Genomic DNA, 23,261 nt, shown 5'->3' with positions numbered 1-23,261 from the left:
ACTACCCTACACGGCTTTTTCAATGATGGAGACCAGATGCCAGCGCTTGTTGCGCGAAAGCGGACGGAACTCCACAATTTTAACCTTGTCGCCCATACCGCATTCGTTCATGGGATCATGAGCCGTGAACTTCTTGCGGCGCCTCACATACTTCTTAAGCAGAGGATGCTTGACCAGGGTCTCGACGCGCACGACAATGGTCTTGTCGTTCTTGTCGCTCACCACAATGCCGGTCAGCATTCTGCCCTTGCGATCTTCCAGAGCTTGCATGTTCAGGCCCTCTGTTCCTTTTCGTTCAATACGGTCTCGATGCGCGCCACCTGCTTACGCATGACTTTCAGTTCGGAAGTCTTTTCAAGCTGCGCAGCGGCATGCTTGAAGCGGGCGTTCATCAGTTCCTGGCGCTGCTCGGTAAGAGCCGTGCGCAGTTCTTCCACGCTCATGGAGCGCAAATCCTGTGCGGCGGGCCGGGCGGCGGTTTCGGTCTTTTTCTTGGCAGCCATTTAGATGCCCTCCCTCACCACAATGATGGTCTTAACGGGCAGCTTGTGAGCGGCGCGGGTCAGCGCCTCACGCGCGAGGTCAAGGCTCACGCCCTTGATTTCATACAGCACGCGACCGGGCTTGACCGGAGCGCACCAACCCACGGGCGCGCCCTTACCGGAACCCTGACGGGTTTCCAGAGGCTTGGCCGTGACGGGGCGGTCGGGGAACACACGGATCCACACTTTGCCGCCACGCTTGATGTGACGCATCATGGCGATACGAGCAGCTTCAATCTGCTGGCTGGAAAGCTGGCCATGCTGCACGGTTTTAAGGCCGATATCACCAAACGCAATGGTGGCGCCGCGGGTGGCCAGGCCACGCAGGCGGCCTTTCTGCCACTTGCGGAATTTAACTCTTTTGGGCGCAAGCATTACTGATCAACCTCTTTGTCAAGGATTTCACCCTTATAGATCCACACCTTGACACCAATGATGCCGTAGGTGGTGTGCGCTTCGGCAAAACCGTAGTCAATGTCGGCACGCAGGGTCTGCAAGGGCACTCGGCCATCGCGGTACCATTCGGTACGGGCGATTTCTGCACCGGCCAGACGTCCGGCGCAGGTTACCTTGATGCCTTCGCCGCCAAACTTGCGGGCCATGGACACGGTACGCTTCATAGCGCGCCGGAAGGCCACGCGGCGCTCAAGCTGCTGGGCGATGTTCTCGGCCACCAGCTGGGCGTCCACTTCGGGGCGACGAATTTCGTTCACTTCAAGAGAGAACTCGCGGCCGAACTTCTGACGAAGATCGTTGCGAAGCTTTTCGATTTCCACACCCTTGCGGCCGATAACAATACCGGGGCGAGCGGTGGAAAGGATAAGCCGTACCTTGCCGCCGGCACGTTCGATCTCGATCTTGGAAACCCCGGCATGAAACAGGAGCTTCTTCACGAACGCGCGGATTTTGCTGTCTTCATAGACAAAGGCAGGGTAGTCCTTCTTGCTGAACCAGCGGGACTGCCAATTCTTGTTATACCCAAGCCGGAACCCGAACGGATGTACTTTCTGACCCATAGCCTATTCCTGCCCTTCTGCGAGTATAACGGTGATGTGGCTGGTGCGCTTGTGAATCTTGGTCGCCCGGCCCTGAGCCCGGGGCATAAAGCGCTTCCAGGTGGGGCCTTCGTTCACCACGATTTCCTTCACCACCATGGCATCCACATCAACGCCGCCCAGCTGCGAGGCATTGGCCAACGCGCTCTTGAGCACGCCGAAAAGCACGCCAGCGGGCTTGTTGGGCGTGAAGCGCAGAAGGTTCATAGCCTCCTCCACTCCAAGACCCTGCACGTTCTTGGCCACAAGACGGGTCTTGCGCGGCGAAACGCGCTGGAATTTTGCAATAGCTTTAGATTCCATATGCCTACCCTACTTCTTGCCGGCCTTGGCCTTTTTGTCGGCGGCATGCCCATGGAAGGTACGAGTGGGCGAGAATTCACCCAGCTTGTGGCCAACCATGTTTTCGGTAACGAACACCGGCACGAACTTCTTGCCATTGTGCACCGCAAAGGTCAGTCCCACCATTTCGGGCAGGATGGTCGAGCGGCGCGACCAGGTCTTGACTACACGGCGGTCGCTGTTGGCCACGGTGCTGTCGACCTTTCTCATCAGATGGCCGTCAACAAACGGCCCTTTTTTCAACGATCTCGGCATGAGCTACTCCTACTTCTGGCCGCGGCGTTTGATGATCAGCCGGGAAGAGGCCTTCTTCTTGTCGCGGGTCTTGTAACCCTTGGCAGGCATACCCCAAGGCGACACAGGATGACGGCCACCAGAGCTTCTGCCTTCGCCACCGCCCAGGGGGTGGTCGATCGGGTTCATGGCAACGCCGCGAACCTTGGGACGACGACCCAGCCAGCGGTTGCGGCCAGCTTTGCCCAGAGAGATGGTTTCGTGATGCACGTTGCCCACCTGACCCACAGTAGCCACGCAGGTAGCAAGCACCTTGCGCACTTCGCCCGAGGGCAGACGCAGCAGGGCGTAGTTGCTTTCCTTGGCGACCAGCTGGGCATAGGTACCGGCGGCGCGGCACATCTGGCCACCTTTGCCGGGGTAAAGCTCAATGTTGTGCACAATGGTACCCACAGGGATGCGGGCCATCTGCAAAGCATTGCCGGGCTTGATGTCGGCCACAACGCCATTGCGCTCGTTGATGCCGGACATGATCTTGTCACCCTGTTTCAAGCCAACCGGAGCGAGGATGTAGCGCTTTTCGCCGTCCGAATAATGGAGCAGCGCGATACGGGCGGTACGGTTGGGATCGTATTCAATGTGCGCAACAGTGGCTTCAACGCCAGCCTTGTCGCGCTTGAAATCGATGATACGGTACAGACGCTTGACACCACCACCGCGACGGCGGCTGGTGACTCGACCCAGATTGTTGCGACCGGCCTTCTTGGTGAGGCCTTCAGTGAGCGACTTCTCAGGGCGCGTCCGGGTGATTTCCTCAAAGTCGGAAACCGTCTGGAAGCGACGCCCCGCGGAGGTCGGTTTCAGCTTGCGGACAGCCATGATTACACTCCCTCGAAGAACTCAATTTTATCGCCCTGGCGCAGCGTAACATACGCTTTCTTCCAGCCGGGCTTACGGCCTACAACGCGACCCTGGCGCTCCCTGTTCATGGGGGCGCGGCGTACAACGTTGACGGCTTCCACTTTAACATCAAAAGCCTTTTCCACGGCCAGCTTGATTTCAAGCTTGTTGGCCAGGGTGTGAACCATAAAGGCCACCTGCTGGGCTTCGTCCTTGATCAAGGTCGTCTTTTCGGTCAGCAGGGGCTTGAGCAGAACAGAAGTGGTTTCCATCTTACGCCCCCTTCTTTGCGAAACGCGCCTGAACAGGTTCGATAGCGCCTTCAAGCAGAACGAGCTGCTTGTGCTTGAGGATTTCAAGCACGCTAAGGCGATCGACAGTGGTCAGGGTGAGGCCCGGAATATTGCGAGCGGAACGAACCAGCGCGCTGTCTTCTACGGGCGCCACGATGAGAGCCTTGGAAAGGCCCAGCGTGTCGGCAACCTTGGCGAAATGCTTGGTTTTGGCTTCGGGCAGTTCAATACCCTTGACCACCATCAGGGTTGCAGCAGCCAGGCGGCTCGACAGGGCCATCTTCATGGCCAGGGCGCGCACCTTGCTGTTAACCTTGAAGCTGTAATCGCGGGGGCTGGGTCCGAAGATAACGGCACCACCGCGCCAAATGGGCGAACGGTTGGAGCCGGAACGTGCACGGCCCGTTCCCTTCTGTTTCCAGGGCTTAGCGCCGCCGCCGGAAACCAGCGCACGGGTCTTTACCATATGCGTGCCGGCACGTTTAGCCGCCATTTGGGCGCGCGCCACGAGGTTGAGGATTTCGGGCCTCACCTCGATTTCGAACACGTCGGAAGCCAGCGTGATTTCGCCGCTTTCCTGCTTGTTCTGGTCATATACTTTCACGGTAGCCATTGCTGCTTCCTCTACTGCTTGCGGATCAGCACCAGCCCGTTCTTGGGGCCGGGCACGGAACCTTTGACCAGAATGACGTTGTCCTCAGGACGCACATCAACGATGGTCAGGCCCATTTCCGTAACGGTTTCATTGCCCCAATGGCCCGCCATTTTCCGACCCTTAAAAACGTGGCCAGGAAAGGTGTTGTTACCAATGGAACCATTGTTGCGGTGCACCTTTTCGCAGCCGTGGGTATCTTTGGAGCCGGCGAAATTCCAGCGGCGCATGCGCCCCTGGTAGCCTTTACCCATGCTTGTGCCGGTCACCTTGACCGTATCGCCTGCGGCGAAAATTTCAACGGTCAGTTCCTGACCCAGCTCCTGTTCCGGCGCACCCGCAAGGCGGATTTCGCGCAGATGGCGGAAAAGACCCTTGCCAGCCTTGGCGAAGTGTCCCTGCAAAGCCTTGGTGCTGTGCTTTTCCTTAGCGGGGGTCAGCGCGATCTGAACGGCGTTGTAGCCGTCCGTCTCCGCAGTTTTGACCTGGGTGACGGGGCACGGACCGGCCTCAATCACCGTGACAGGCACGGCAGCGCCAGCGCCGTCAAATATGCGGGTCATACCAAGTTTGCGACCCAAAATTCCCATTTTCTCAGCCATGACTGCCTCTCGCTAGAGCTTGATTTCCACGTCCACACCGGCGGGCAACGAAAGCTTGCCCAGCGCGTCGACGGTCTGCTGCGTGGGTTCCAGGATATCCATGAGCCGCTTGTGAATGCGCATTTCAAACTGCTCACGGGACTTTTTGTCCACATGCACGGAACGCTGCACGGTGTACTTGTGAATGTTGGTGGGCAGGGGAATTGGTCCCGCCACACCGGCACCGGTATTGCGCGCCGTATCCACGATTTCCGCAACGGCTTTATCCAGAATGCGGTAATCGTAGGCTTTGAGCTTGATCCGAATGCGATCGCTGCTAACTGTCGTCATTGTGCCTACTCCGTTTGCAAAAACATCCCGCGCGGCCCTATGGGCTACGAGCGCGGGCTCCTTCACAGCATACGCGGGCCATGAAGCATGGCCCGAAGGGCCGACCTCACCCTGGCAAGGAACGGAAAACGGAGCAACGTAAGGGGTTGCGCTAATGCGCGCATCACGCCTGAAATTTCAGGAAGAATTCGGAAGATTGGACGCCTGAACGCGCCTGCATCATCCGCGTGATGCTCCCCAGCGTCGCCCAGGCTAAGCCACTCCATAGAAAGAGCGGCCAAGCGGTCCCGCAGGGTCACCAAATGGGGGCTATCCCCCTACCTTACAGCCCCGGGTCACGCGCGGCCTGGGGGCTGCGGTGGGATCCGTCTTTGGGCTGGAACGGCTCGACATTGTCCGGCATTCGGTAACGCCTGCACATGTCAAAACCCTCTGCAACCACATATTGCGGTCACATTGGGGTGCATCAGGATGGACTCAACCCATCCTTCCCTGCCGTCCAGGGAACGCCGATAAAAATTGCTTCTTATCGCGTGGAGATTTTTTCTATCCAAGTTCCCCTTGAACGTCAAGCCATTTTTGCAAAATTTTTATCACGTCATCCAGGTTATTTGCCGCGCCAATCTTACTTCTTGACGCCTGGCCTCGCAAAAACTACAAGAGCCGCACCCCTCCGGCAATTTGCCAAGATGACGCTCTTTTGTCGCACACCCTCCATTATAGTGCAGTAAATTGCCATCTTAGGTTCCGATATTTTCAGGAGATCCCATGTCCATGATTGATGCCGCTAACAGGGCAAAACTCAATTCATACCAAGATACTGTCATAAATTACATTACAAATGAAAATGGACATATCCTGGCTGTGAGCGATGACCAGGCTTTTTGCACACAATTGCGCCTAACCCTGGCCAAAGAGATGGGGCTTACCGCGCAGAGCATTTTTACTGCCATTGCAGATCCCCGCACGATGCTGCGTGAGCTGCGCGACATTCTGGCCCGACACCCTGCCCCCCTTATCTTTATGGAGCGCAGTATCGGCGGGCAGGATCTGAGCTTTCTTGTGAGCCAGATCAAGCAGGCCTTCACAGCGCTTAAAATTATTGTGCTCACGAGCGATGTGCAGCGCGACCGCCTCATGCTGCTCCACGAAGTTGGGGCAGACAACTTTATCGCCAAGCCTGTTTCTGCCAATACTCTCATTGAAAAAATGGCTTTTACCCTCAGGCCGCAAAGCAAGCTAGGGCAGGTCATTGACGTGGCAAAAAAGCTGTTGGCGCAAAAAAAATACGACCTGGCACTGACCGCCTGCCAGAAGGTTTTGCAGCTCAAGCCTGGCAGCGCCGCGGCATTTCTGGTTATGGGCGATATCTTCCGCGCCACCCAGCAATACGACAAAGCACGTATCTCTTATGAATCAGCCGCAAAATCTGCCGATCTCTACCTCGCCCCGCTTCAGCGCCTTGCTGAAATGTACGCGGAAATTGGCGATGTGACACAGCAGGTGCGCTATCTCGAAAAACTGGACTCGATCTCGCCTCTTAACGTGAACCGCAAGGTCAGCCTGGGTGAGGCCCATCTGGCCAACGGCGATGTGGAAAAGGCCGAGGCCTTTTTTGAAAAAGCAGTGGTGCAGATGAACAGAGAAGCTGCCGACGGCCTCAGCGCCCTCTCAAGTCGAATTGCCAGTATTTATGGCGAACGTGATCCCGAAAAGGCAGAAAAATTTCTGCGCAGCAGTCTTGAGGCCAAGGGCAAACGCCTTGGGCGGGAAGATCTGGCCCTGTTCAACCAGCTTGGCATCAGCCTGCGCAGGCAGGGCCGCTGGCAGGACGCCATCAGTGAGTACAAACGCGCCATCAAGGTCGCCCCTGACGACTCCACGCTCTATTATAATGTAGGCATGGCCTTTGCCGAAGGCGCGGATTTTATCCAGGCCAAGGCAAACCTCGTGAAGGCTCTGGATCTGGAGCCGGAAATGGTCAAGAACAACGCCTCCATTGCCTGCAACTTTGGTGCTGTTTTTCTACAGTCGGGCGACCGTGTCCGGGCTGTGCAGTTTTTTCAGACGGCGCTTACCCTCAAGCCCAATATGAAACTTGCGCTGCAAGGGTTGGAGCGCGCAAAAAAATGATTCAGCAAGGTGGCTGCTGTGCTCTCATGGGCGCACTGGCACCGCTCTGCAGCCTCCTGCCCGATAATATTTTTGCCGCGTTGCATTGCCAACCTCAATGTTATGTCTTATTTTTGAGGGATGCCGTGCATTGTCCACTTGGGATCAGGCACCGCGCATTCAGTACGTTCCGCAGCGCACCCGAAACAGGTGTTTGCGCAGCATAAGCGACCGGACATGGTGCCAGACAGATCAGATCGAAAATATTTGTTTGCACCACGTGGATATTGAAAAATCCGCACCGCGAATTGCTTTTCCCGTTACGAGCGAAGACAGCAGAGATGCTTAGGCGGTAAGCGAGCATTTCAAAGTGAAAATGCTCTAGTAAGGAGACTTCATGTTTGGTTTTCTTTTCAAAAAAATCTTCGGCAGCACCAACGACCGCTACTTGCGCAAGCTCCACCCCATGGTACAGCGCATAAACGCGTTCGAGCCTGAAATGCAGCAGCTGGCCGATGCCGACTTTCCTGTACGCATTGCGCAATACCGTCAGGAAGTGCAGGACGGCACAAGGACTCTCGACGCTCTGCTGCCCGAAGTTTTTGCTCTGGTGCGCGAAGCCTCAAGCCGCATACTGGGCATGCGTCACTATGACGTGCAGCTCGTCGGCGGCATGGTTCTGCACAAGGGCAAAATTGCCGAAATGAAGACCGGCGAAGGCAAAACCTTGGTGGCCACCCTGCCCGTGGTGCTCAACGCCCTGTCTGGCAAGGGCGTGCACGTGGTCACGGTCAATGATTACCTTGCCAAACGCGACTCGGCCTGGATGGGCCAGCTATACGAATTTCTGGGCCTGACTACGGGCGTTATCGTGCATGGCCTTGATGACGAAGAACGCAAGGCCGAATACGCCAAGGATATCACCTACGGCACCAACAATGAATTCGGCTTCGACTACCTGCGCGACAACATGAAATTCTACGCCAACCAGCTGGTGCAGCGCGGGCACAATTTTGCCATTGTGGACGAAGTGGACTCCATCCTCATCGATGAAGCCAGAACGCCGCTCATCATTTCCGGCGCTTCCGATGAGTCGGTGGGCATGTACCGCACGGTGGACGACATTGTCCGTCAGCTCACCGCCGAACACTACACGGTGGACGAAAAAGCCCGCACCGCCATGCTCACCGATGATGGCGTGGCCCGGTGCGAGGAACTGCTCAAGCTGGACAACCTTTTTGACCCCGCCAATATCACGGCCCAACACCATGTGATGCAGTCGCTCAAGGCGCATCAGATTTTCAAGCGCGATGTGGATTATATTGTTCAGGAAGACCAGGTAATTATTGTTGACGAATTCACTGGCCGCCTTATGGCTGGCCGCCGCTATTCAGATGGCCTGCATCAGGCGCTGGAAGCCAAGGAACACGTCACCATCGCTGCTGAAAACCAGACGCTTGCCTCCATCACCTTCCAGAACTACTTCCGCCTGTATGACAAACTTTCGGGCATGACCGGTACTGCGGATACCGAAGCTGTGGAATTCCATCAGATCTACAGCCTTGAGGTTATCTCCATTCCGCCCAACAGACCTATGGTTCGCAAGGATTATCCTGACCTCATCTACCGTTCGCGGCAGGAAAAATTTGACGCCATTGTTGAAGCCATTGCCGAACTGCACAAAAAAGAGCAGCCCGTGCTTGTGGGCACCATTTCCATTGAAACGTCCGAAATGCTTTCGCACCGGCTGAGCAAGCTCGGCATTCCGCACAGCGTGCTCAATGCCAAGCAGCACGAGAAAGAAGCCGAGATTGTGGCGCTGGCAGGCCAGAGAGGCCGCGTCACCATTGCCACCAACATGGCTGGCCGTGGTACGGACATCATGCTGGGCGAAGGCGTTGTGGATCTGGGCGGCCTGCACATTCTTGGCACAGAACGGCACGAAAGCCGCCGCATCGACAACCAGCTGCGTGGCCGCTCGGGCCGTCAGGGCGATCCTGGCTCTTCGCGCTTCTACCTTTCGCTGGAAGACGACCTCATGCGCCTCTTTGGCTCTGACCGTATCAAGGGCCTCATGGAAAAACTTGGCCTGCGCGATGGCGAAGCCATTGAAAACGCCATGGTTACCCGCGCGGTGGAAGGCGCTCAAAAGCGTGTGGAAGCCCACCACTTTGAAATACGCAAAACACTGCTTGATTATGACAACGTCATGAACCAGCAGCGCGAAGTTATCTACACCCTGCGCCGCGAACTCATGGTTGAGGAAGACCTTGAGCCCGTTTTGCAGGAATTCATGAGCGATGTGCTGGATGACGTGTACAGCCCGCTGGCATCCCTGCCTGTGGACAGTCAGGACGATGCCCGCGCCGCGGCTCTGGCGCGGCTGCGCGATGTCTTCAACCTCGACAGAGTGCTTGATGAAGGCGCACGCCTGCCCGAACGCGAAGAAACCGAAGTTATGGCCCAGGGTATTCTTGACAAGCTCAAGGCGGAAACCGGCCCCACCTATGCCGATATTCTGCGTTACTTTCTGCTGGAAGAGCTTGACCGCTGCTGGAAAGAACATTTGCGCAACATGGACGCCCTGCGCGACGGCATAGGCCTGCGCGGCTACGGCCAGCGCGATCCCAAGCTGGAATACAAGCGCGAAGGCTTTGAAATGTTCCAGGCCATGCTGTTCCAGATTCGCGAAAGCGTGTTCCGGGCCCTTACGCGCATCCGTGTACAGATTGAGCCTATCCCCGCCGAACCCGAACAGCAGGAAGTGGAAGTGCCGGTCGAAGAGCCGCAGCATTCCCCTGTGTCGCGGGAATACCGCCATAAGGAAAGCAATTCGCAGCTTTCTTACTCCAGCGGCGGCAGCATTTCGGAAGCCCCCAAGAAGCCCGCCAAAGCCGCGCCGCGTATTGGCCGCAATGACCTTTGCCCCTGCGGCAGCGGCAAAAAGTACAAAAAATGCTGCGGGCAGGATAAATAGCCAAGTAATTGCATTAGATCGCTATACCAAGAGACACAAAAGGCGGGGACAACCCCGCCTTTTTATGTTCCATGCTCTGTACGTACGCAGCAACAATGCTTCAGCGCGCCGATCATGCGGCGCGACAGGCAAAAAGTCCTATGCCTGGGATGAAAAAAACTTTGTCCCTACGCTGCCGATGATGATAAGGGCGATGAAAAACAGCTGGGGCAGCGAAACCTTGTCGCCGAAAAAAAGCGCCCCGCCCAGAACCACGCCCACAGTGCCTGCCCCTGTCCAGAGGGCATAGGTCATCCCCGCCGGGAGCCCACGCATGGCCAGTGCCAGCAGACCCATATTCACAAAGCTCAACACAATGGGCACTGCCGCGGCCTGCCAGTTGCCCAGCGAAGAAGCCCACTTGAGGCTGAGCGCCCACAAAATCTCGGTCACCACGGCCAAACTCAATGCAAACCATGCCATATCCAATACTCCTTTGCGTGGGCTCGGATAAAAAGGCACGGCCTGCGGAAACCCAAAAGAACAGAACAATGCATCCACGGAACGGCGTACAACTGCCATCTGTCCATAGATGTGTCAACCTGCGAGCCCCTGCTCCCGAAAATCAGAAATAATCCGAAAAATACGGCTTGTCCGGCGGGATCAGTGTCTCCAGCGTTTTCAGCAGATGATAGTCCATGTCGATGCGGTCATTGTTGTACAGATAGGTGGGGCGCTTGTAGCCCATCAGCATCGTTGTGAGCGTTTTTATATCCAGCGAAAGGCGATGCCCTGTGCTCCAGGTGTTTACCTTTTCGCAAAAAGTACGCCCGTCACGCCAGCTCACATGGAAGATGCCGTTGTTCCACGGGGCCATGACATCGCTCACTTCAAGTTCAAGAGTCAGCTTGGGGTCTTCAAACTGGAAGGAGTACAGTTCGATAAAGCGCTGCACATCCACAATGCGCGCCATGGCGTAGGGCTGAATGCTCTCGTCAATTTCACTGTCTTCAAACTGAAAGGCAATGGGCTCGCCAGTGTAATTGGCGCCTTCCACCTTGGTTATCATGGAAAAATGGGCGCTGATGTAGTTCCAGATGCCGTACTTGGCCTCCTGGTTCAGGTAGACCATTTCCTTGATACTGAAAACTTCGTTCTCAATGTAGTAGATAACATAGCCCAGGGGCTTGCCGTCGGCGCTGTAGTACACTGCCGCCATGACGTCGTCCGAATCCCAGCGCCAGTACTCCTCCCACTCCAGCTTGCCGCGAATGAGCGCGCCGTGTTCCTGAAGCGCAAAATACTTGTAAACGCGGTGCAGGTCTTCGCACTCGATGTCCACGCGCTCGATCTGCCCGTCCACGGGGTGGCGCTTGGGCAACTGGGTGTCCTTGATGGCAAAGGTCATCTTGTCCGAAACAATTTCCCAGCCGTGCTTGCGGTACAGGGGGATGGAATAGGGGCAGAGGTAGGAAACAATCTGCTGCTGTGAGCGCATATATTCAAGGCTTTTGCCAATGAGCGAATGGATCAGCCCACGCCCCGTATATTCGGGATAGGTAGCGACGCCGGTGATGCCGCCCATTTTGCAAATTTCGCCCTGGATGTTCACTTCCATCGGGTAGTTAACGATCTGCGAGGCAAGATGCCCCTTGTAGAACCAGCCCATGACGTGGGATGCCTCAAATATGGGCATCTTGGACTGCTTCATCTCCATGTCGGACCAGCCGATACGGGCCATTTCAGATGTGCTTACCTGAAAGGCGTAGCGCAGCAGGGCCTCAAACTCCTCAAAATCCTCTTCGCCAAGCTGGCGCAGTTCAAAGGCTTCTGTGCCTATGTCCTTGCCCGAAGGGGCTTCTCTGTGGGGGGCGGCAGTGCCCTGCGCGGCTGACCCGCGCTCGGGTCGGGCAACAGGAACAAGCGGCGCACCATCGTGTTCGTCAGGGGGCACCCCTGCGCCATGAAAAGGATGCGGCTCAAGCCGTGGCCCCTCAAGAGGGGGAAGATGTTGCTGTTTATGAAGAATACGCATGCAATGCCTTCCAGATAAGTGTGGAAAACCGCTGTACATCGGGTGACCCGATTGCGCAAGCGGTTTGACTTGGCCGCCGCAAGCGGGCGATGGGGGGACGGTCAGATATGGAGGCCGGCAGCGTCCCGGCGTTCTTTCAAGCCTTCAAGTACAGCCGAGCTGACGCGCAAGCCCCCGTAGCCCTGGCCCAGACGGATAGTGGGCTTGTTTGATCCGTGATAGTCCGATCCGCCGGAAACGCCAAGGTCAAAACGCTTGGCCAGGGCCAGGCAGGTGCGCACATCGGCTTCGGAGTGTTCGCTGTGATAGGCCTCAATGGCGCTGAGCCCGTATTCCTTGAGGCGGGCCACCATGGAGTCCAGCCATCCTGCGGGGGCCTTCCAGAGCAGCGGATGCGCCAGGCATACCGTTGCCCCCATGGAGGCCAGCAACCGAACGCTTTCATCAGGTTCCAGCACGGTTTTGGGCAGATACGCCTTGCCCCGGCTGCCCAAAAATTCTTTGAAAACCTGCCGGGGATCCTTGGCAAAGCCCTTGTGCAGCATCACAGCAGCGATGTGTGGTCGCCCCACGCTCTCGCCCTTGGCCGCCGCCAGCACTTCTTCCATGCTGATGTCGTAGCCGAGATCCTGCAACTTTTTTACTATGCCCACATTGCGCTCTGCGCGCATTTCGCGCAGCCAGCGTAGTTTTTCCAGCAAAGGCTGGGGATTTTCCGGTAGCCACAGGCCAAGAATGTGCAGTTCGCCCAGTTCCGTGCCTGTCGAAATTTCGCAACCGCGCACAACCTCAATACCGAGCTCGCGCCCGGTCTGCTGCCCCTCATCAAGGCCAGACAGGGTGTCGTGGTCAGTGATTGCCACTGCGGCAAGGCCTGCTGCATGTGCCTTGCCCACAAGCTGGGCAGGTGTATCCGTACCGTCAGAAGCGGAGGAATGCGTGTGCAGATCAATGAATTTCATACTATCTTTCATGGGATAATTATTATACCGCAAAATGACAATATGGGGCAAGTCTTGAACTGGAAGACGCTTGGAGATAGAATACCCCCTCACGATTAACAGAAGGATTCTTTATGCCTATGGAAACCCGCGAGTTACTGCAAATTCTGGCTTGCCCCAAATGCCTGGGCAACCTTGTGGCGCTGGAAGACAACGGTTCAGTCGCCGCCTTTGCCTGCAAGGCCTGCGGCGTGGTCTATCCGGTGCGCGACAATATTCCCATCATGCTTGTGGAAGAAGCTATTCCTCTTGAAGACTGGAACAGGGAACACCCTGCTGCCAAGGAATGCGCCTGATGCGCATGCTTGTTGCCTCCGACCTGCACGGGTCTGTTGAAAGTCTGCTTTTTTTGCTGGAAAAAGCGAGAGAGCTTACCCCTGACGCACTGGTGCTGCTGGGCGATCTGGTTTACCACGGCCCGCGCAATCCCCTGCCGCAGGGCTATGACACCCGCTCCGTGCTGCAAACCATGCCCGATCTTTCGGCCTTGCCCTGCCCGGTGATGGCAGTGCGCGGCAACTGCGATGCAGAGGTTGATCTGTGCCTTTTGCCCTTTGCAGTCGCAGAGTCCACCTGGATTGAAGCAGACGGCCTGAGTATTTTTGCCAGCCACGGGCACCACCTGCCCGAGCGCCCGCCCTGCCCCGGCATCAAGCCCGGAACGGTTCTCTTGCGCGGGCATACCCATGTGCCGCGCGGCGAAACCATTGATGGCCTGCACTTCTGGAACCCCGGTTCCCTTTCCCTGCCCAAGAGCGGCTCGCCCCGCACCTACGGCCTTATAGAAAACGGCGTCTTTTGCGTGCTGGACATGCAGGGCGGCGAAATATTGCGTCACGCTCCCGCACCGCGCTAATCAGGCTTTACCATGTCCTACAATATTGCCCCGTGCCCGGCTGCCGCCTATTCGTCCTCATTTTTGCGCCCGCTGTTCCGCATGGCCTCAGGCCTTGAACTGCTCCTGGCCTCTGCCTCGCCCCGCAGGCGGCAGTTTTTAAACGAATGGGGAATCCCCTTCCGTCTGGCCCTCACCAGTGCTGATGAACCACGCCCGGAACAGGGCGAATCCCCGGAGGCGTATACTCGGCGCGCTGCTACTGCCAAGGCCTTGGCATCAGGGCATGCCGTTCGCCAGCAAGGAGCAGCCAACCATGAATTACAACCCGTGATTCTGGCCGCAGATACCGTAGTGGCTGTGGACGGCGATATTCTTGGCAAGCCGGAAAACCCGGCTCATGCCTTGCGCATGCTGGAGCGCCTCAACGGTCGCGGGCATGAAGTTATCAGCGCCGTGTGCCTGCTGCTGCCTGCCGATGCAGCCTTTAGCCCTGCACAAGCAGAAGGGCCTGCCAGCACCAATACTTGCCCCAATGTGGACGAATACTGTGTCGATTCGTTTCGCATGCTGTCATTCAGCGACACCAGCCGTGTTTTCTTCCACCACTGGCCGCAGCCTTTGCTGCAAGCCTATCTGGATACCGGAGAGCCGCACGACAAAGCAGGCGCTTATGCCATTCAGGGGCAAGGAGCGGTGCTGGTTGAGCGCGTTGACGGCTCCTGGAGCACGGTAGTGGGCCTGCCCGTCACCCAGCTTGCCCAGGTCATGCTGGACAGGGGCCTCATGCTGCCCTGCGCCTGACAGATACGCCCTTTCCACCATGACACAGCTGCCCCATGGGCTGTGTCATGGTTGTCTTCCCTACCAGAACTGCCTCACAACCAGCCCCTTGCCCCAAACGAATCCGGGGAACCTTGCGCCCATAATGTTGTGGCGCCTGCCCCGCGCTGCCGGGTGAGTCGCTGCCGCGAAGTCACGCTTGTGGTCGCATCCCGCATTTTCCACTGCGGACCTAGTCACCGCAAACTTCGGGGGATCGTTCCCTTTGCCCCAGCCTATTCGTTTTGAATGGCGGAGCGCACTTTTTGCCCTTTCCCCAATGGCTCTGAAAAAAATAAAAAAAAGTTTGTCGGCAATTGTGAATTATTTCTTCAATTGGTATGGCGTTCCAATCCGCACAGCTTGGTATCCTAGGTTGCCTTTTATGCCATTTTGTGAAAATATGCACAGGCATGACTGAAAGATCAATCAATTCCGGGCTCTTGACGCCTCTCTAAAATATTTTTAGTGCTGTACCATGGAATCATTTCACCTCTAGAAATTCTATGCAACACACAGGAGGGAGGATTTAATCATGTCCCAGGAAAGGATCACAACGCTGTTAAATGAGAACCGCAGCTATCTTCCACCTGAGCACGGCAAAACTTCTGCATGGGTATGTGGGCCAGAAGAATATGACGCTCTCTGCAGCCGCGCACTGGAAGACCCCAACGACTTTTGGGGTGCGCGAGCATCGCAGTTGATCCATTGGTTCAAACGCTGGGACAAAGTGCTGGAAGCAGATGAGGTAAACCATAAATACAAGTGGTTTACAGGCGGCAAACTTAATGCCTCCTTTAACTGTATCGACAGGCACCTCATCTCTGGGCGGCGCAATAAGGCCGCGCTTATCTGGCAGGGCGAAAAAGAAACAGACGTTCGCTGCTACACCTACCAGATGCTTTATACTGAAGTGTGCCGCGTTGCACATGCTTTGAGTTCGCTGCGCATCCGCAAGGGCGATCATGTGGCTTTGTACATGCCCATGATTCCGGAACTTTTTATCGCCATGCTTGCCTGCGCCCGCATTGGCGCCATCCACACGGCCATCTTTTCCGGCTATGCGGAGGGCGGCGTTCGCAGCCGTATTCAGGGTTGCAAAGCTCGCGTTGTCATCACGGCGGACGCGGCGGTGCGCGGCGGCAAGTTCAAGCCCCTCAAGGCCAATCTTGACCCCATCCTTGAAAAGTGCCCCTCGGTGGCGCACGTGGTTGTGGTCAAGCATGCCGGTATTGACGGCGTGAACATGCAGCGCAACCGCGATGTGTGGTGGCATGACCTGATTGATGACTTTACCCTTAACCCGGACTTCCCCTGCGAACCCATGGACGCCAACGATACGCTCTTTCTGCTGCACACAAGCGGCAGCACGGGCAAGCCCACGGGCGTCATGCATTCCACGGGCGGCTACCTCACATATGCGGCGCACTCCACGCAGTGGTGCTTCGACATGCGCGACGATGATGTGTACTGGTGCACGGCAGATGCAGGCTGGATCACAGGCCACACCTATGGCGTGTACGGGCCGCTTTCGCTTGGGGCCACCACGCTGATGTTTGAAGGCGTGCCCACATGGCCATACCCTGACCGCTACTGGCGCATTGTAGAGAACTTCCGGGTCAACATCTTCTATACCGCGCCCACGGTCATCCGCTCGCTCATGCGCATGAACGAGGCGTGGACAGAGCGCTACGACCTGCGCAGCCTGCGCATTCTCGGCAGCGTGGGCGAGCCCATCAACCCCGAGGCATGGCAGTGGTACCACAAGAACATCGGCGGCGGCGAGCTGCCCATCGTGGACACATGGTGGCAGACCGAAACCGGCGGCGCCATGATCGCTCCCATGCCCTATGCCACCAAGCTCAAGCCCGGGTCGGCCTCCAAGCCCCTGCCCGGCATTGACGCTGCGGTTATCGGCACAGCCTCGCGTGACGGGGACGAAGCCGAAGCAGGCAGCAAGGCCGGGCATCTGGTCATCCGCCGCCCCTGGCCCGGCATGATGCAGGGCGTGTATAATGATGAGGAAAAGTACCAGTCCTACTTCTCACGCTTCGGCTGCTATTCTTCAGGCGATGCGGCAGAAGTTGATCAGGACGGCTACTTCTGGATTCTGGGTCGCGTGGACGACTCCATCAACGTGTCGGGGCACCGGCTCTCCACGGCAGAAATCGAAGCCGTGCTGGCTGCCTGCCCCGAAGTGGGCGAAGCCGCCGTTGTGCCCATGCCCCACGCCCTCAAGGGCGAAGGCATCTACGCCTACGTGGTTACGCGGGATGAAGTGCCGTGGAGCGCGCAACTGCGCGTAAAACTGCGCGATGCCGTGCGCCGCGACATCGGCGCGCTTGCCAGCCCGGAATTCATCCAGTTTGTGGACGCCATGCCCAAGACCACCTCGGGCAAGATCATCCGCCGTATGTTGCGCAAGATCGCTGGCGACAGCTACGAAGACATCGGCGACACCACTTCGCTGGCAGAACCGGAAGTCATCGGCAAAATAATTGAAGGACACCGCAACCTTGTTGCAGGCCGACACGAAACGGAAAGCGCCGCCGAAGGCGCTGCCGAGACCGCGCAGGTCTGATACTTCAGGTGCAGGGCTGCCCGGAGCGGCTTTGCACTCTAACCGGGGCGCACCCTCAACGTCCCGGCAAAACAGCACACCCCCGCAGATTGTGCCATCGCGGGGGTGTGCTGCTGTCTGAGATACAGTAAAGCCAGATTGGTAAAATGAGCCTGACCGCAGGATCACGCTGGTTATTGAGGTGTGCTCTGAACGCGGGCCCGCAAAAGGAGGACGTTCCGCGTCAGCCAGAGTGCCGCCAATCGCCAGTCAGACCAGGGCACTGCGGCGTGGCTCAAGGCTGACTACGAATTTACAGATTTCTCTGAGAGGTGCTGGCTACTTTGATGATTCTTCCCGCCGGGAGTCGCCTCTCTGCGGGTCATGCGGGGCAGTACCTGCCGCCTACACCGATTCATTCTGCGAAGGTTCACCCTGCACTGGTTCAGCGGGCACAGGTTCAGCGGGCGATTGCGCCTCATCCGTCTTATCTGTTCCAGCCACAGCGCTCCAGCGCCCCAGCGTGTCACGCATCCACGCCCACACAGCCCGGCTTTCCTCTGGCATGCACATGGAGGCAAGGCACAAGGCAATCAGCAAGAGGGCAAGAGCCGCCAGCACCAGAGCCAGAGCCTGCGCCGCAAGGGCAAAAGCGGCCACAGCCACAAAGATCGTCAGCAGCCACTTGCCTGCAAATGCGGCGCAGCGCGCGCAGGCGGCGCGCACACGTTCAACGGAAGCTTTCATTAAACAGCCTTGCGCCGAACCCACACGTGGCGGCTGGCCATCAACGCCCAGGCAAGGCCCGCCAGCAGATGCAGCGGCTTGGGCCCGGACAGGCCGGAAGCCAGGCACACCCCTGCCACGCCCAGCATGGCCCGAACTTCGAGTTTTCGCTGCGAAATGCCCAGGATATTTCTCTTGTCACCCCTGTTGCCTAAAGAAAAACCCTTGGTTGCAGATGCACTTTTGTCGCCGCCCTTGCTACGCCACTGCTCACACCGCTGGGCGCGTGCCGTAGCGCGCAGCTCGGCTGCGACCTCAGCCTGCGAGCGGGCCAGGATCGGTACGCTCAGTTCCAGCCGCTGGCACAGGCTGGCAAGGTCCACGCCGGGCTTCAAAAGCAGAAGCATGGAGGCAGCACCGGGCCGTACTTCAAGCACATCCTGCTCTTTACCAAGCGCTGCCTGCACGGAGCTGCGCACGGCAACCTCGCCCAGAGCCGGATGGCGCAGACGCGCCCGCCCTTCCATACTATGCGCTACATATTGAGGAAACATGGCCCCTCCTTGTTGCAGGACTAAAGCCCTGATCTGTCATCAAATTTGAAAACGACTTTCTTTTCTCTTGACACAGAACCGTAATGAAGGCAAGGTTGTTTTGTGGATTGCAGCAGGGGGGGGGCACACCCCGTCCTGTTCATCCAGAACGGTTAAAAGCCATTGAACAAATTTGCCACCAGCATCAAACATAGAGAGTGCACGCATGAGCCAGATTGTCAATCTGCGTCAGATGCAAGTAGGACAGCAGGGAAAGATTGCAGCCGTTGAAGCCCTTGGCGAAATGAACCGCCGCATTCGTGATATGGGTCTTATCCCCGGCACCACGGTTTCCATCGTAGGCCGCGCCCCCCTTAAGGATCCTGTCGCCTTGCGCCTTTCAGGCGTAACCATCTCCTTGCGCAACAGCGAAGCCGACTTTATCAAAGTTGACCTTTCCGGCGCTTCCAGCTAGCTTTTATCTAAGCATCATACCCTGAAAATCTGCCAGTTTTACCGTCCGGTCGCAAGTGAGCGACCGGACGGAAGCTGGACTATTATCTCGATTCGGCCATCTGCCGCATGCTGGAATCGCTGACCGAATCTGGACACACAAGAGCAAGGAGAAGGAAAATGAACGAAGGCATGAAGTGCGGATTGTGGTTTTTGGGCGGCGTTGCCCTGGGTGTGCTCGGCGCGGTGGCCGTAAGCAAGGGCAAGCTGGATTTCAAGCCCCTGGCCACTGACCTTTTGAGCCGCGGCATGGACGTGAAAGACGCCCTGCTGAGCAAGGTTGAAGCCATCAAGGAAGATGTGGAAGACCTCACCGCAGAGGCCCGCCTTGCGGCTGAAAAGCGCAAGACATCCAAGGACGCCACCGAGGCCTAATCACGCAGTTGTTTGCAGCGCCTTTTTTCGGCGCTGAAGCTGCCAGTGCCGCCCGAGCATCCGGGCGGCACGCAAACTCTCCATCCTCCCGTATATGCAGGGGATCGTTCAGGACAGTGCGGCCCAGGCCGCCTCGCTTCAAGGAGCGCGCATGCGTTTTTTTATTGTTCATGAATTGCGTGGCATCACAACGCCTGAATCCGGCAGAATGCGCGTGCGCGCATCAAGTTGCCTCGGCGAAGGCCGTATCGAGGCCCTGGCCGGCGCCCTGGAATCGCTCGAAGGCATCACCGAAGTGCACGCCAATGCCCTGATCGGCAGCCTGCTGATTTTTTATGACAACGAAGAAACCCGCGTTACCGCCCTTACCTTGCTGGTAGGCGCGGCCGATGCAGGCGGTCAGTTTGATATCCAGGGGCAACATTACGAAAACGCGCTTTCGCCCAGTCAGGGCCTTATGCCCTTGGTGCGCTATGTATTCGTACGCCCCTTTTTGCCGCTGGCCCTGCGCGTATTCAACAGCGTCATGGGCGCGCTGCCCTTTTTGTTCAAAGGTCTGGGCGCGCTTTTGCGCGGCACCTTGAGCGTTGACGTTCTGGACGCTGCCGCCATTGGCGCATCGCTCATCATGGGCGACTTCCGCACGGTCAGCATGCTTACCCTGCTGCTGGGACTGGGCGAGACCCTTGAAGACTGGACACGACGCCGCTCCATGGCTTCGCTGACCGAAAGCCTTGCCCTGAACGTGGAAAACGTCTGGCTGCTGGTGGACGGCACTGAAGTTTCCGTTCCTCTGGCGCAGGTGCGCGAGGGCGACCTTGTGGTTGTGCATGCTGGCGGCTCCATCCCTGTTGACGGCGAGGTTGAGGAAGGCTGCGGCCTTGTGAACCAGTCGTCCATGACAGGCGAACCCCTTGGCGTGCGCCGCACAGAAGGGGCTTCTGTATACGCTGGCACAGCCCTTGAAGAAGGACGGCTTGTGATTCGCGCCCGCCATGTGGGCGATGGCACACGCCTGCGTCAGGTTGTAAAATTTATTGAAGAGTCTGAATCGCTCAAGGCGGGCGTGCAGGGCAAGTTTGAACGTCTGGCTGATCTGGCCGTACCCTTTACCTTTGGCCTTGCCGGGCTTGTGTGGCTGATCACCCGTGATTTCCGCCGTGCATCTTCAGTGCTGCTGGTGGACTACTCGTGCGCCCTTAAGCTTGCCACGCCACTGGCGGTGCTGGCCTCCATGCGCGAAGGCGCGCGCCACGGCATTGCCATCAAGGGCGGCCGCTATCTTGAGGCCCTGAGCGAAGCCGATACGCTGGTCTTTGACAAAACTGGCACCCTCACCCAGGCCAGCCCCAAGGTTGTGGAGGTCATCCCGGCCCCTGGCTTTGAGCGTGACGAAGTGCTGCGCATCATGGCCTGCCTTGAAGAACATTTTCCCCACCCTGTGGCCCGCGCCGTTGTGCGCAAGGCAGAGGAAGAAGACCTGCAACACGCAGAGGAACACGCCCATGTGGAATACGTGGTGGCGCACGGCGTTGCCTCCACGCTGCACGGCAAAAAAATGCGGGTGGGCAGCCGCCACTACATTGAGCACGATGAAGGCGTTGATCTTTCGCCCCTTGCGGAAGCTATCGGCCAGCAGACCGAGCTTGGCCGTTCCCTGCTGTTCATGAGCGAGGATGGGCGGGCTGCTGGCCTGGTGTCCATTGAAGACCCCCTGCGGCCCGAAGCGGCACAAGTGGTTGAAGCCATGCGCGGCCTTGGCATGCGCCGGGTGCTCATGCTGACAGGCGATGACGAGCGCACGGCCAGGGCCGTGGCTGCACAGGTGGGCATTACGGAATTTCGCGCTCAGGTGCTGCCCACGGACAAAGCCCGCATTGTGCAGGAATTGGCAGCAGAAGGCTGCAAGGTGCTCATGGTGGGCGACGGCATCAACGATGCCCCTGCCCTGTCAGCGGCGCATGTGGGCGTTGCCATGAGCGATGGCACGGACCTGGCCCGCGAAGTTGCCAACGTGCTGCTGACCCATCCCAGCCTTGAGGGGCTGGTCAGCGCCCGCCTGTTGGGTAATCATACCCTGCGCCGCATCCACGGCAACTTTGTGGCCACAATGACCCTCAACAGCCTGTTCCTGATGGGAGGCCTGTTCATGGTGCTTGGGCCGGGCGTTTCCGCCCTGCTGCATAACCTGACCACCCTTGGCGTTGCCCTTAACGCCATGCGCCCCCACCTGCCGAAAAGTCTGCCCGGCGAGGAGTTCTATTATGAACGCCATCCATCTGCTTAGGTATGTGCGCAGTTTTGTGGACGGCAGGGTGCGCATACGCCATCCCGCCCTGCGGCATGAAAGCGTACTGCGGCTGGCCCGCGAGAAAATGAGCGCCATCAGCGGTGTGCATGCCGTGGAAGGCAACAGTGTCAGCGGCTCCATACTGATTACGTATGACAGCGCGGCAATCCCCCGCGAAAAGCTTTTTGCCATTGGCGAAGCCTGGGCGCGGTATCTTGATGCCGTCAACGCAGGCAAAGACAGCACTGTTCCGCAATTCTGAAAACAAACCCCGCAGGGCAAAGCCTTGCGGGGTTTGTTGCATATGACGGGGCAAGCCCCAAACATTTTAAGTCATTTTTATGCAAGGCCCTTTTTCACCAGCCATTCTTCAAACCGGGCGAGGTGGGCCGCAAAACTTTTACGGCCATAGCCTATGCGGAAATACGGTTCCTTGATGCCGTAGACGGAACCCGGCAACAGCAAAACCCCGGCTTCATGAGCCAGCCTTTCGCAAAAATCCGCCACAGGCTCGCTGAGCCGTATGCGAGGAAAGCCAATGGGGCCAGCCTGAGGGCGGTTGTAGGTAAACATGTGGGCATGGCGGGCAAAAAAAACGTCTGCCGTCTTGAGGTTCTCGCTGATAATGCCCCGGTTTTTTGCCAGCAGATGCTCCCCATGCCGCAGAGCCACAAGGGCCAGCGCTTCTGAAGGCGTTGCCCCGCAAATGCTCAGATAGTTTTTGTAGCGCGCAACACCTTCCATCAGTGCTGTGTCCCGGCAGGCCAGCCAGCCAACGCGCAAGCCCGGCAGACCATAGGCCTTGCTGAGCACACCGAGTGAAATACCCTTTTCGTACACATCTGCAATCCAGGGTGCGTTGTCGCCTGCCTGCTGCGACCCGGGAGCGCCCTCTGCACCAACGCTTGGCGCGTTCCAGCCCAATCCTCGGTAAACTTCATCGCAGAAAATCCAGGCTCCACGCTGACGGGCCAGCTCGCACAACCTGTCGGTCTGTTCCCGGTTCAGGGTAAAGCCCGTGGGATTGTTCGGCGCATTGAGCACAATGGCCTTGGTGTCGGGCCGCAGCAGTGCGGCCAGTTCATCCATATCTCCCTGCCAGCCCTGCTCCGTCTGCCGCAGATGCCAGAAGTCCACATGGCAACCCGTGCTCCGGGCCACCTCATACAAGGACTGATAGGCGGGGAACATGCACACCACATGGTCGCCCGGCTCAAGCAGGGCGTTCATGCAGGCAAAAATGCCCTCCTGCGCGCCGGTAAACAGCACCACGTTTTCTTCTCGCATACCAGCGTACAGCCCTGCCACCGCGCGGCGAAGATCGGGCCTGCCGTTGTTTTCGCCATAGCCAAGGCTGGTGTTCAAAAAATCCTGCCGGGCTGAGGCCGCATCCGGCTCCAATCCCAGCAGGGCATCAATACTCATGGCCTCACAGTCTGACTGCGCCAGAAGATACGGCGTGGAAAATTCGTATTTGCCAAAAAATACTTCAAGCTCAAATGCTGGAATACGCATGGTCTGCACCCAAATCCGGCCCATATCCGGCCCGTGTC

The 23,261-nt window shown here is 57.7% G+C and carries 27 protein-coding genes; 10 read left to right on the top strand and 17 right to left on the bottom strand.

The window, feature by feature from the left end; all coding sequences use genetic code 11:
• Nucleotides 1-6: 6 nt before the first annotated feature.
• The 11 genes from rpsQ to rpsJ are packed head-to-tail and all read right to left on the bottom strand — an operon-like array spanning nucleotide 7 to nucleotide 4,950.
• Nucleotides 7-270: a 30S ribosomal protein S17 gene (gene rpsQ, locus ACUZ9P_RS08505; RefSeq protein WP_022658156.1), complete on the bottom strand. Its 264-nt coding sequence runs from the start codon at nucleotides 268-270 to the stop codon at nucleotides 7-9.
• A 2-nt stretch (nucleotides 271-272) separates the two neighbouring features.
• Nucleotides 273-503 carry a 50S ribosomal protein L29 gene (gene rpmC / locus ACUZ9P_RS08500; RefSeq protein WP_298996508.1) on the bottom strand — a complete coding sequence of 77 codons (231 nt, stop codon included), beginning with the start codon at nucleotides 501-503 and terminating at the stop codon, nucleotides 273-275.
• A complete protein-coding gene (gene rplP / locus ACUZ9P_RS08495) occupies nucleotides 504-917 on the bottom strand; it encodes a 50S ribosomal protein L16 (protein WP_022658154.1) in 414 nt (137 codons plus the stop codon).
• Nucleotides 917-1,558 carry a 30S ribosomal protein S3 gene (rpsC, locus tag ACUZ9P_RS08490; RefSeq protein WP_022658153.1) on the bottom strand — a complete coding sequence of 214 codons (642 nt, stop codon included), beginning with the start codon at nucleotides 1,556-1,558 and terminating at the stop codon, nucleotides 917-919. Before rpsC ends, rplP begins: the two co-directional genes overlap by 1 nt.
• Before the next feature lie 3 nt (nucleotides 1,559-1,561).
• Complete coding sequence (gene rplV, locus ACUZ9P_RS08485) at nucleotides 1,562-1,900, bottom strand: 50S ribosomal protein L22 (RefSeq protein ID WP_022658152.1); 339 nt, start codon at nucleotides 1,898-1,900, stop codon at nucleotides 1,562-1,564.
• Nucleotides 1,901-1,909: 9 nt separating this feature from the next.
• Nucleotides 1,910-2,194: a 30S ribosomal protein S19 gene (rpsS, locus tag ACUZ9P_RS08480; RefSeq protein ID WP_298996505.1), complete on the bottom strand. Its 285-nt coding sequence runs from the start codon at nucleotides 2,192-2,194 to the stop codon at nucleotides 1,910-1,912.
• Nucleotides 2,195-2,203: 9 nt separating this feature from the next.
• Nucleotides 2,204-3,052: a 50S ribosomal protein L2 gene (gene rplB, locus ACUZ9P_RS08475; RefSeq protein WP_298996503.1), complete on the bottom strand. Its 849-nt coding sequence runs from the start codon at nucleotides 3,050-3,052 to the stop codon at nucleotides 2,204-2,206.
• 2 nt (nucleotides 3,053-3,054) lie between these two features.
• On the bottom strand, nucleotides 3,055-3,345 hold the full coding sequence (gene rplW / locus ACUZ9P_RS08470) for a 50S ribosomal protein L23 (RefSeq protein WP_022658149.1): 291 nt from the start codon (nucleotides 3,343-3,345) through the stop codon (nucleotides 3,055-3,057).
• Nucleotide 3,346: 1 nt separating this feature from the next.
• Nucleotides 3,347-3,979: a 50S ribosomal protein L4 gene (gene rplD / locus ACUZ9P_RS08465; protein WP_298996501.1), complete on the bottom strand. Its 633-nt coding sequence runs from the start codon at nucleotides 3,977-3,979 to the stop codon at nucleotides 3,347-3,349.
• A gap of 11 nt (nucleotides 3,980-3,990) precedes the next feature.
• A complete protein-coding gene (gene rplC, locus ACUZ9P_RS08460) occupies nucleotides 3,991-4,620 on the bottom strand; it encodes a 50S ribosomal protein L3 (protein ID WP_022658147.1) in 630 nt (209 codons plus the stop codon).
• Nucleotides 4,621-4,632: 12 nt separating this feature from the next.
• Complete coding sequence (gene rpsJ / locus ACUZ9P_RS08455) at nucleotides 4,633-4,950, bottom strand: 30S ribosomal protein S10 (protein WP_022658146.1); 318 nt, start codon at nucleotides 4,948-4,950, stop codon at nucleotides 4,633-4,635.
• 768 nt (nucleotides 4,951-5,718) lie between these two features.
• Here rpsJ and ACUZ9P_RS08450 point away from each other — a divergent pair.
• Nucleotides 5,719-7,083, top strand: coding sequence for a tetratricopeptide repeat protein (locus ACUZ9P_RS08450; protein ID WP_449249378.1), 1,365 nt, complete (start codon nucleotides 5,719-5,721; stop codon nucleotides 7,081-7,083).
• 376 nt (nucleotides 7,084-7,459) lie between these two features.
• A complete protein-coding gene (gene secA, locus ACUZ9P_RS08445) occupies nucleotides 7,460-10,039 on the top strand; it encodes a preprotein translocase subunit SecA (protein ID WP_449249377.1) in 2,580 nt (859 codons plus the stop codon).
• 138 nt (nucleotides 10,040-10,177) lie between these two features.
• Here the strand turns inward: secA and ACUZ9P_RS08440 are convergent, their stop codons facing one another.
• The 3 genes from ACUZ9P_RS08440 to ACUZ9P_RS08430 all read right to left on the bottom strand — a co-directional run bounded on the left by ACUZ9P_RS08440 (nucleotide 10,178) and on the right by ACUZ9P_RS08430 (nucleotide 13,015).
• On the bottom strand, nucleotides 10,178-10,501 hold the full coding sequence (locus ACUZ9P_RS08440; RefSeq protein ID WP_022658143.1) for a DMT family transporter: 324 nt from the start codon (nucleotides 10,499-10,501) through the stop codon (nucleotides 10,178-10,180).
• A gap of 142 nt (nucleotides 10,502-10,643) precedes the next feature.
• The gene (locus tag ACUZ9P_RS08435) at nucleotides 10,644-12,053 is read right to left on the bottom strand and encodes a GNAT family N-acetyltransferase (protein WP_449249376.1); all 1,410 of its coding nucleotides are present in this window, start codon (nucleotides 12,051-12,053) and stop codon (nucleotides 10,644-10,646) included.
• 101 nt (nucleotides 12,054-12,154) lie between these two features.
• Nucleotides 12,155-13,015 carry a PHP domain-containing protein gene (locus ACUZ9P_RS08430; RefSeq protein ID WP_298996490.1) on the bottom strand — a complete coding sequence of 287 codons (861 nt, stop codon included), beginning with the start codon at nucleotides 13,013-13,015 and terminating at the stop codon, nucleotides 12,155-12,157.
• Between the two features lie 113 nt (nucleotides 13,016-13,128).
• On the opposite strand from ACUZ9P_RS08430, the gene ACUZ9P_RS08425 reads away from it, so the two are divergent.
• The 4 genes from ACUZ9P_RS08425 (at nucleotide 13,129) to acs (ending at nucleotide 17,292) form a co-directional block, all read left to right on the top strand.
• Complete coding sequence (locus ACUZ9P_RS08425; RefSeq protein WP_022658140.1) at nucleotides 13,129-13,350, top strand: Trm112 family protein; 222 nt, start codon at nucleotides 13,129-13,131, stop codon at nucleotides 13,348-13,350.
• Complete coding sequence (gene yfcE, locus ACUZ9P_RS08420) at nucleotides 13,350-13,910, top strand: phosphodiesterase (protein WP_449249375.1); 561 nt, start codon at nucleotides 13,350-13,352, stop codon at nucleotides 13,908-13,910. The genes ACUZ9P_RS08425 and yfcE overlap by 1 nt, the downstream gene beginning before the upstream one ends.
• Before the next feature lie 12 nt (nucleotides 13,911-13,922).
• A complete protein-coding gene (locus ACUZ9P_RS08415; protein ID WP_449249374.1) occupies nucleotides 13,923-14,693 on the top strand; it encodes a Maf family nucleotide pyrophosphatase in 771 nt (256 codons plus the stop codon).
• Between the two features lie 553 nt (nucleotides 14,694-15,246).
• On the top strand, nucleotides 15,247-17,292 hold the full coding sequence (gene acs / locus ACUZ9P_RS08410) for an acetate--CoA ligase (protein WP_449249373.1): 2,046 nt from the start codon (nucleotides 15,247-15,249) through the stop codon (nucleotides 17,290-17,292).
• Nucleotides 17,293-17,676: 384 nt separating this feature from the next.
• Here the strand turns inward: acs and ACUZ9P_RS08405 are convergent, their stop codons facing one another.
• Together ACUZ9P_RS08405 and ACUZ9P_RS08400 are read right to left on the bottom strand one after the other, a co-directional pair.
• Nucleotides 17,677-18,018, bottom strand: a complete 342-nt coding sequence (locus ACUZ9P_RS08405) for a hypothetical protein (protein WP_449249372.1) — start codon at nucleotides 18,016-18,018, stop codon at nucleotides 17,677-17,679.
• A complete protein-coding gene (locus ACUZ9P_RS08400) occupies nucleotides 18,018-18,551 on the bottom strand; it encodes a hypothetical protein (protein ID WP_449249371.1) in 534 nt (177 codons plus the stop codon). The genes ACUZ9P_RS08405 and ACUZ9P_RS08400 overlap by 1 nt, the downstream gene beginning before the upstream one ends.
• 205 nt (nucleotides 18,552-18,756) lie before the next feature.
• Between ACUZ9P_RS08400 and ACUZ9P_RS08395 the strand changes: the two genes are divergently transcribed.
• The 4 genes from ACUZ9P_RS08395 to ACUZ9P_RS08380 all read left to right on the top strand — a co-directional run bounded on the left by ACUZ9P_RS08395 (nucleotide 18,757) and on the right by ACUZ9P_RS08380 (nucleotide 21,970).
• Entirely contained in the window at nucleotides 18,757-19,005 is a 249-nt protein-coding gene (locus ACUZ9P_RS08395) for a FeoA family protein (RefSeq protein ID WP_022658134.1), read from the top strand.
• Nucleotides 19,006-19,163: 158 nt separating this feature from the next.
• Nucleotides 19,164-19,418 carry a hypothetical protein gene (locus tag ACUZ9P_RS08390; RefSeq protein ID WP_298996472.1) on the top strand — a complete coding sequence of 85 codons (255 nt, stop codon included), beginning with the start codon at nucleotides 19,164-19,166 and terminating at the stop codon, nucleotides 19,416-19,418.
• Between the two features lie 151 nt (nucleotides 19,419-19,569).
• Complete coding sequence (locus ACUZ9P_RS08385; RefSeq protein WP_449249370.1) at nucleotides 19,570-21,705, top strand: heavy metal translocating P-type ATPase; 2,136 nt, start codon at nucleotides 19,570-19,572, stop codon at nucleotides 21,703-21,705.
• Nucleotides 21,683-21,970 (top strand): HMA2 domain-containing protein, encoded by a 288-nt coding sequence (locus tag ACUZ9P_RS08380; protein ID WP_449249369.1) that lies wholly within the window; start codon nucleotides 21,683-21,685, stop codon nucleotides 21,968-21,970. Before ACUZ9P_RS08385 ends, ACUZ9P_RS08380 begins: the two co-directional genes overlap by 23 nt.
• 77 nt (nucleotides 21,971-22,047) lie before the next feature.
• Here ACUZ9P_RS08380 and ACUZ9P_RS08375 read toward each other — a convergent pair whose 3' ends face one another.
• Nucleotides 22,048-23,223 (bottom strand): aminotransferase class I/II-fold pyridoxal phosphate-dependent enzyme, encoded by a 1,176-nt coding sequence (locus ACUZ9P_RS08375; RefSeq protein ID WP_449249368.1) that lies wholly within the window; start codon nucleotides 23,221-23,223, stop codon nucleotides 22,048-22,050.
• Nucleotides 23,224-23,261: the final 38 nt, after the last annotated feature.

This window comes from Desulfovibrio intestinivivus (assembly GCF_053570665.1).
Note: the sequence above shows the minus strand (reverse complement) of the source record. Positions and strands in the feature narration are given on the sequence as shown.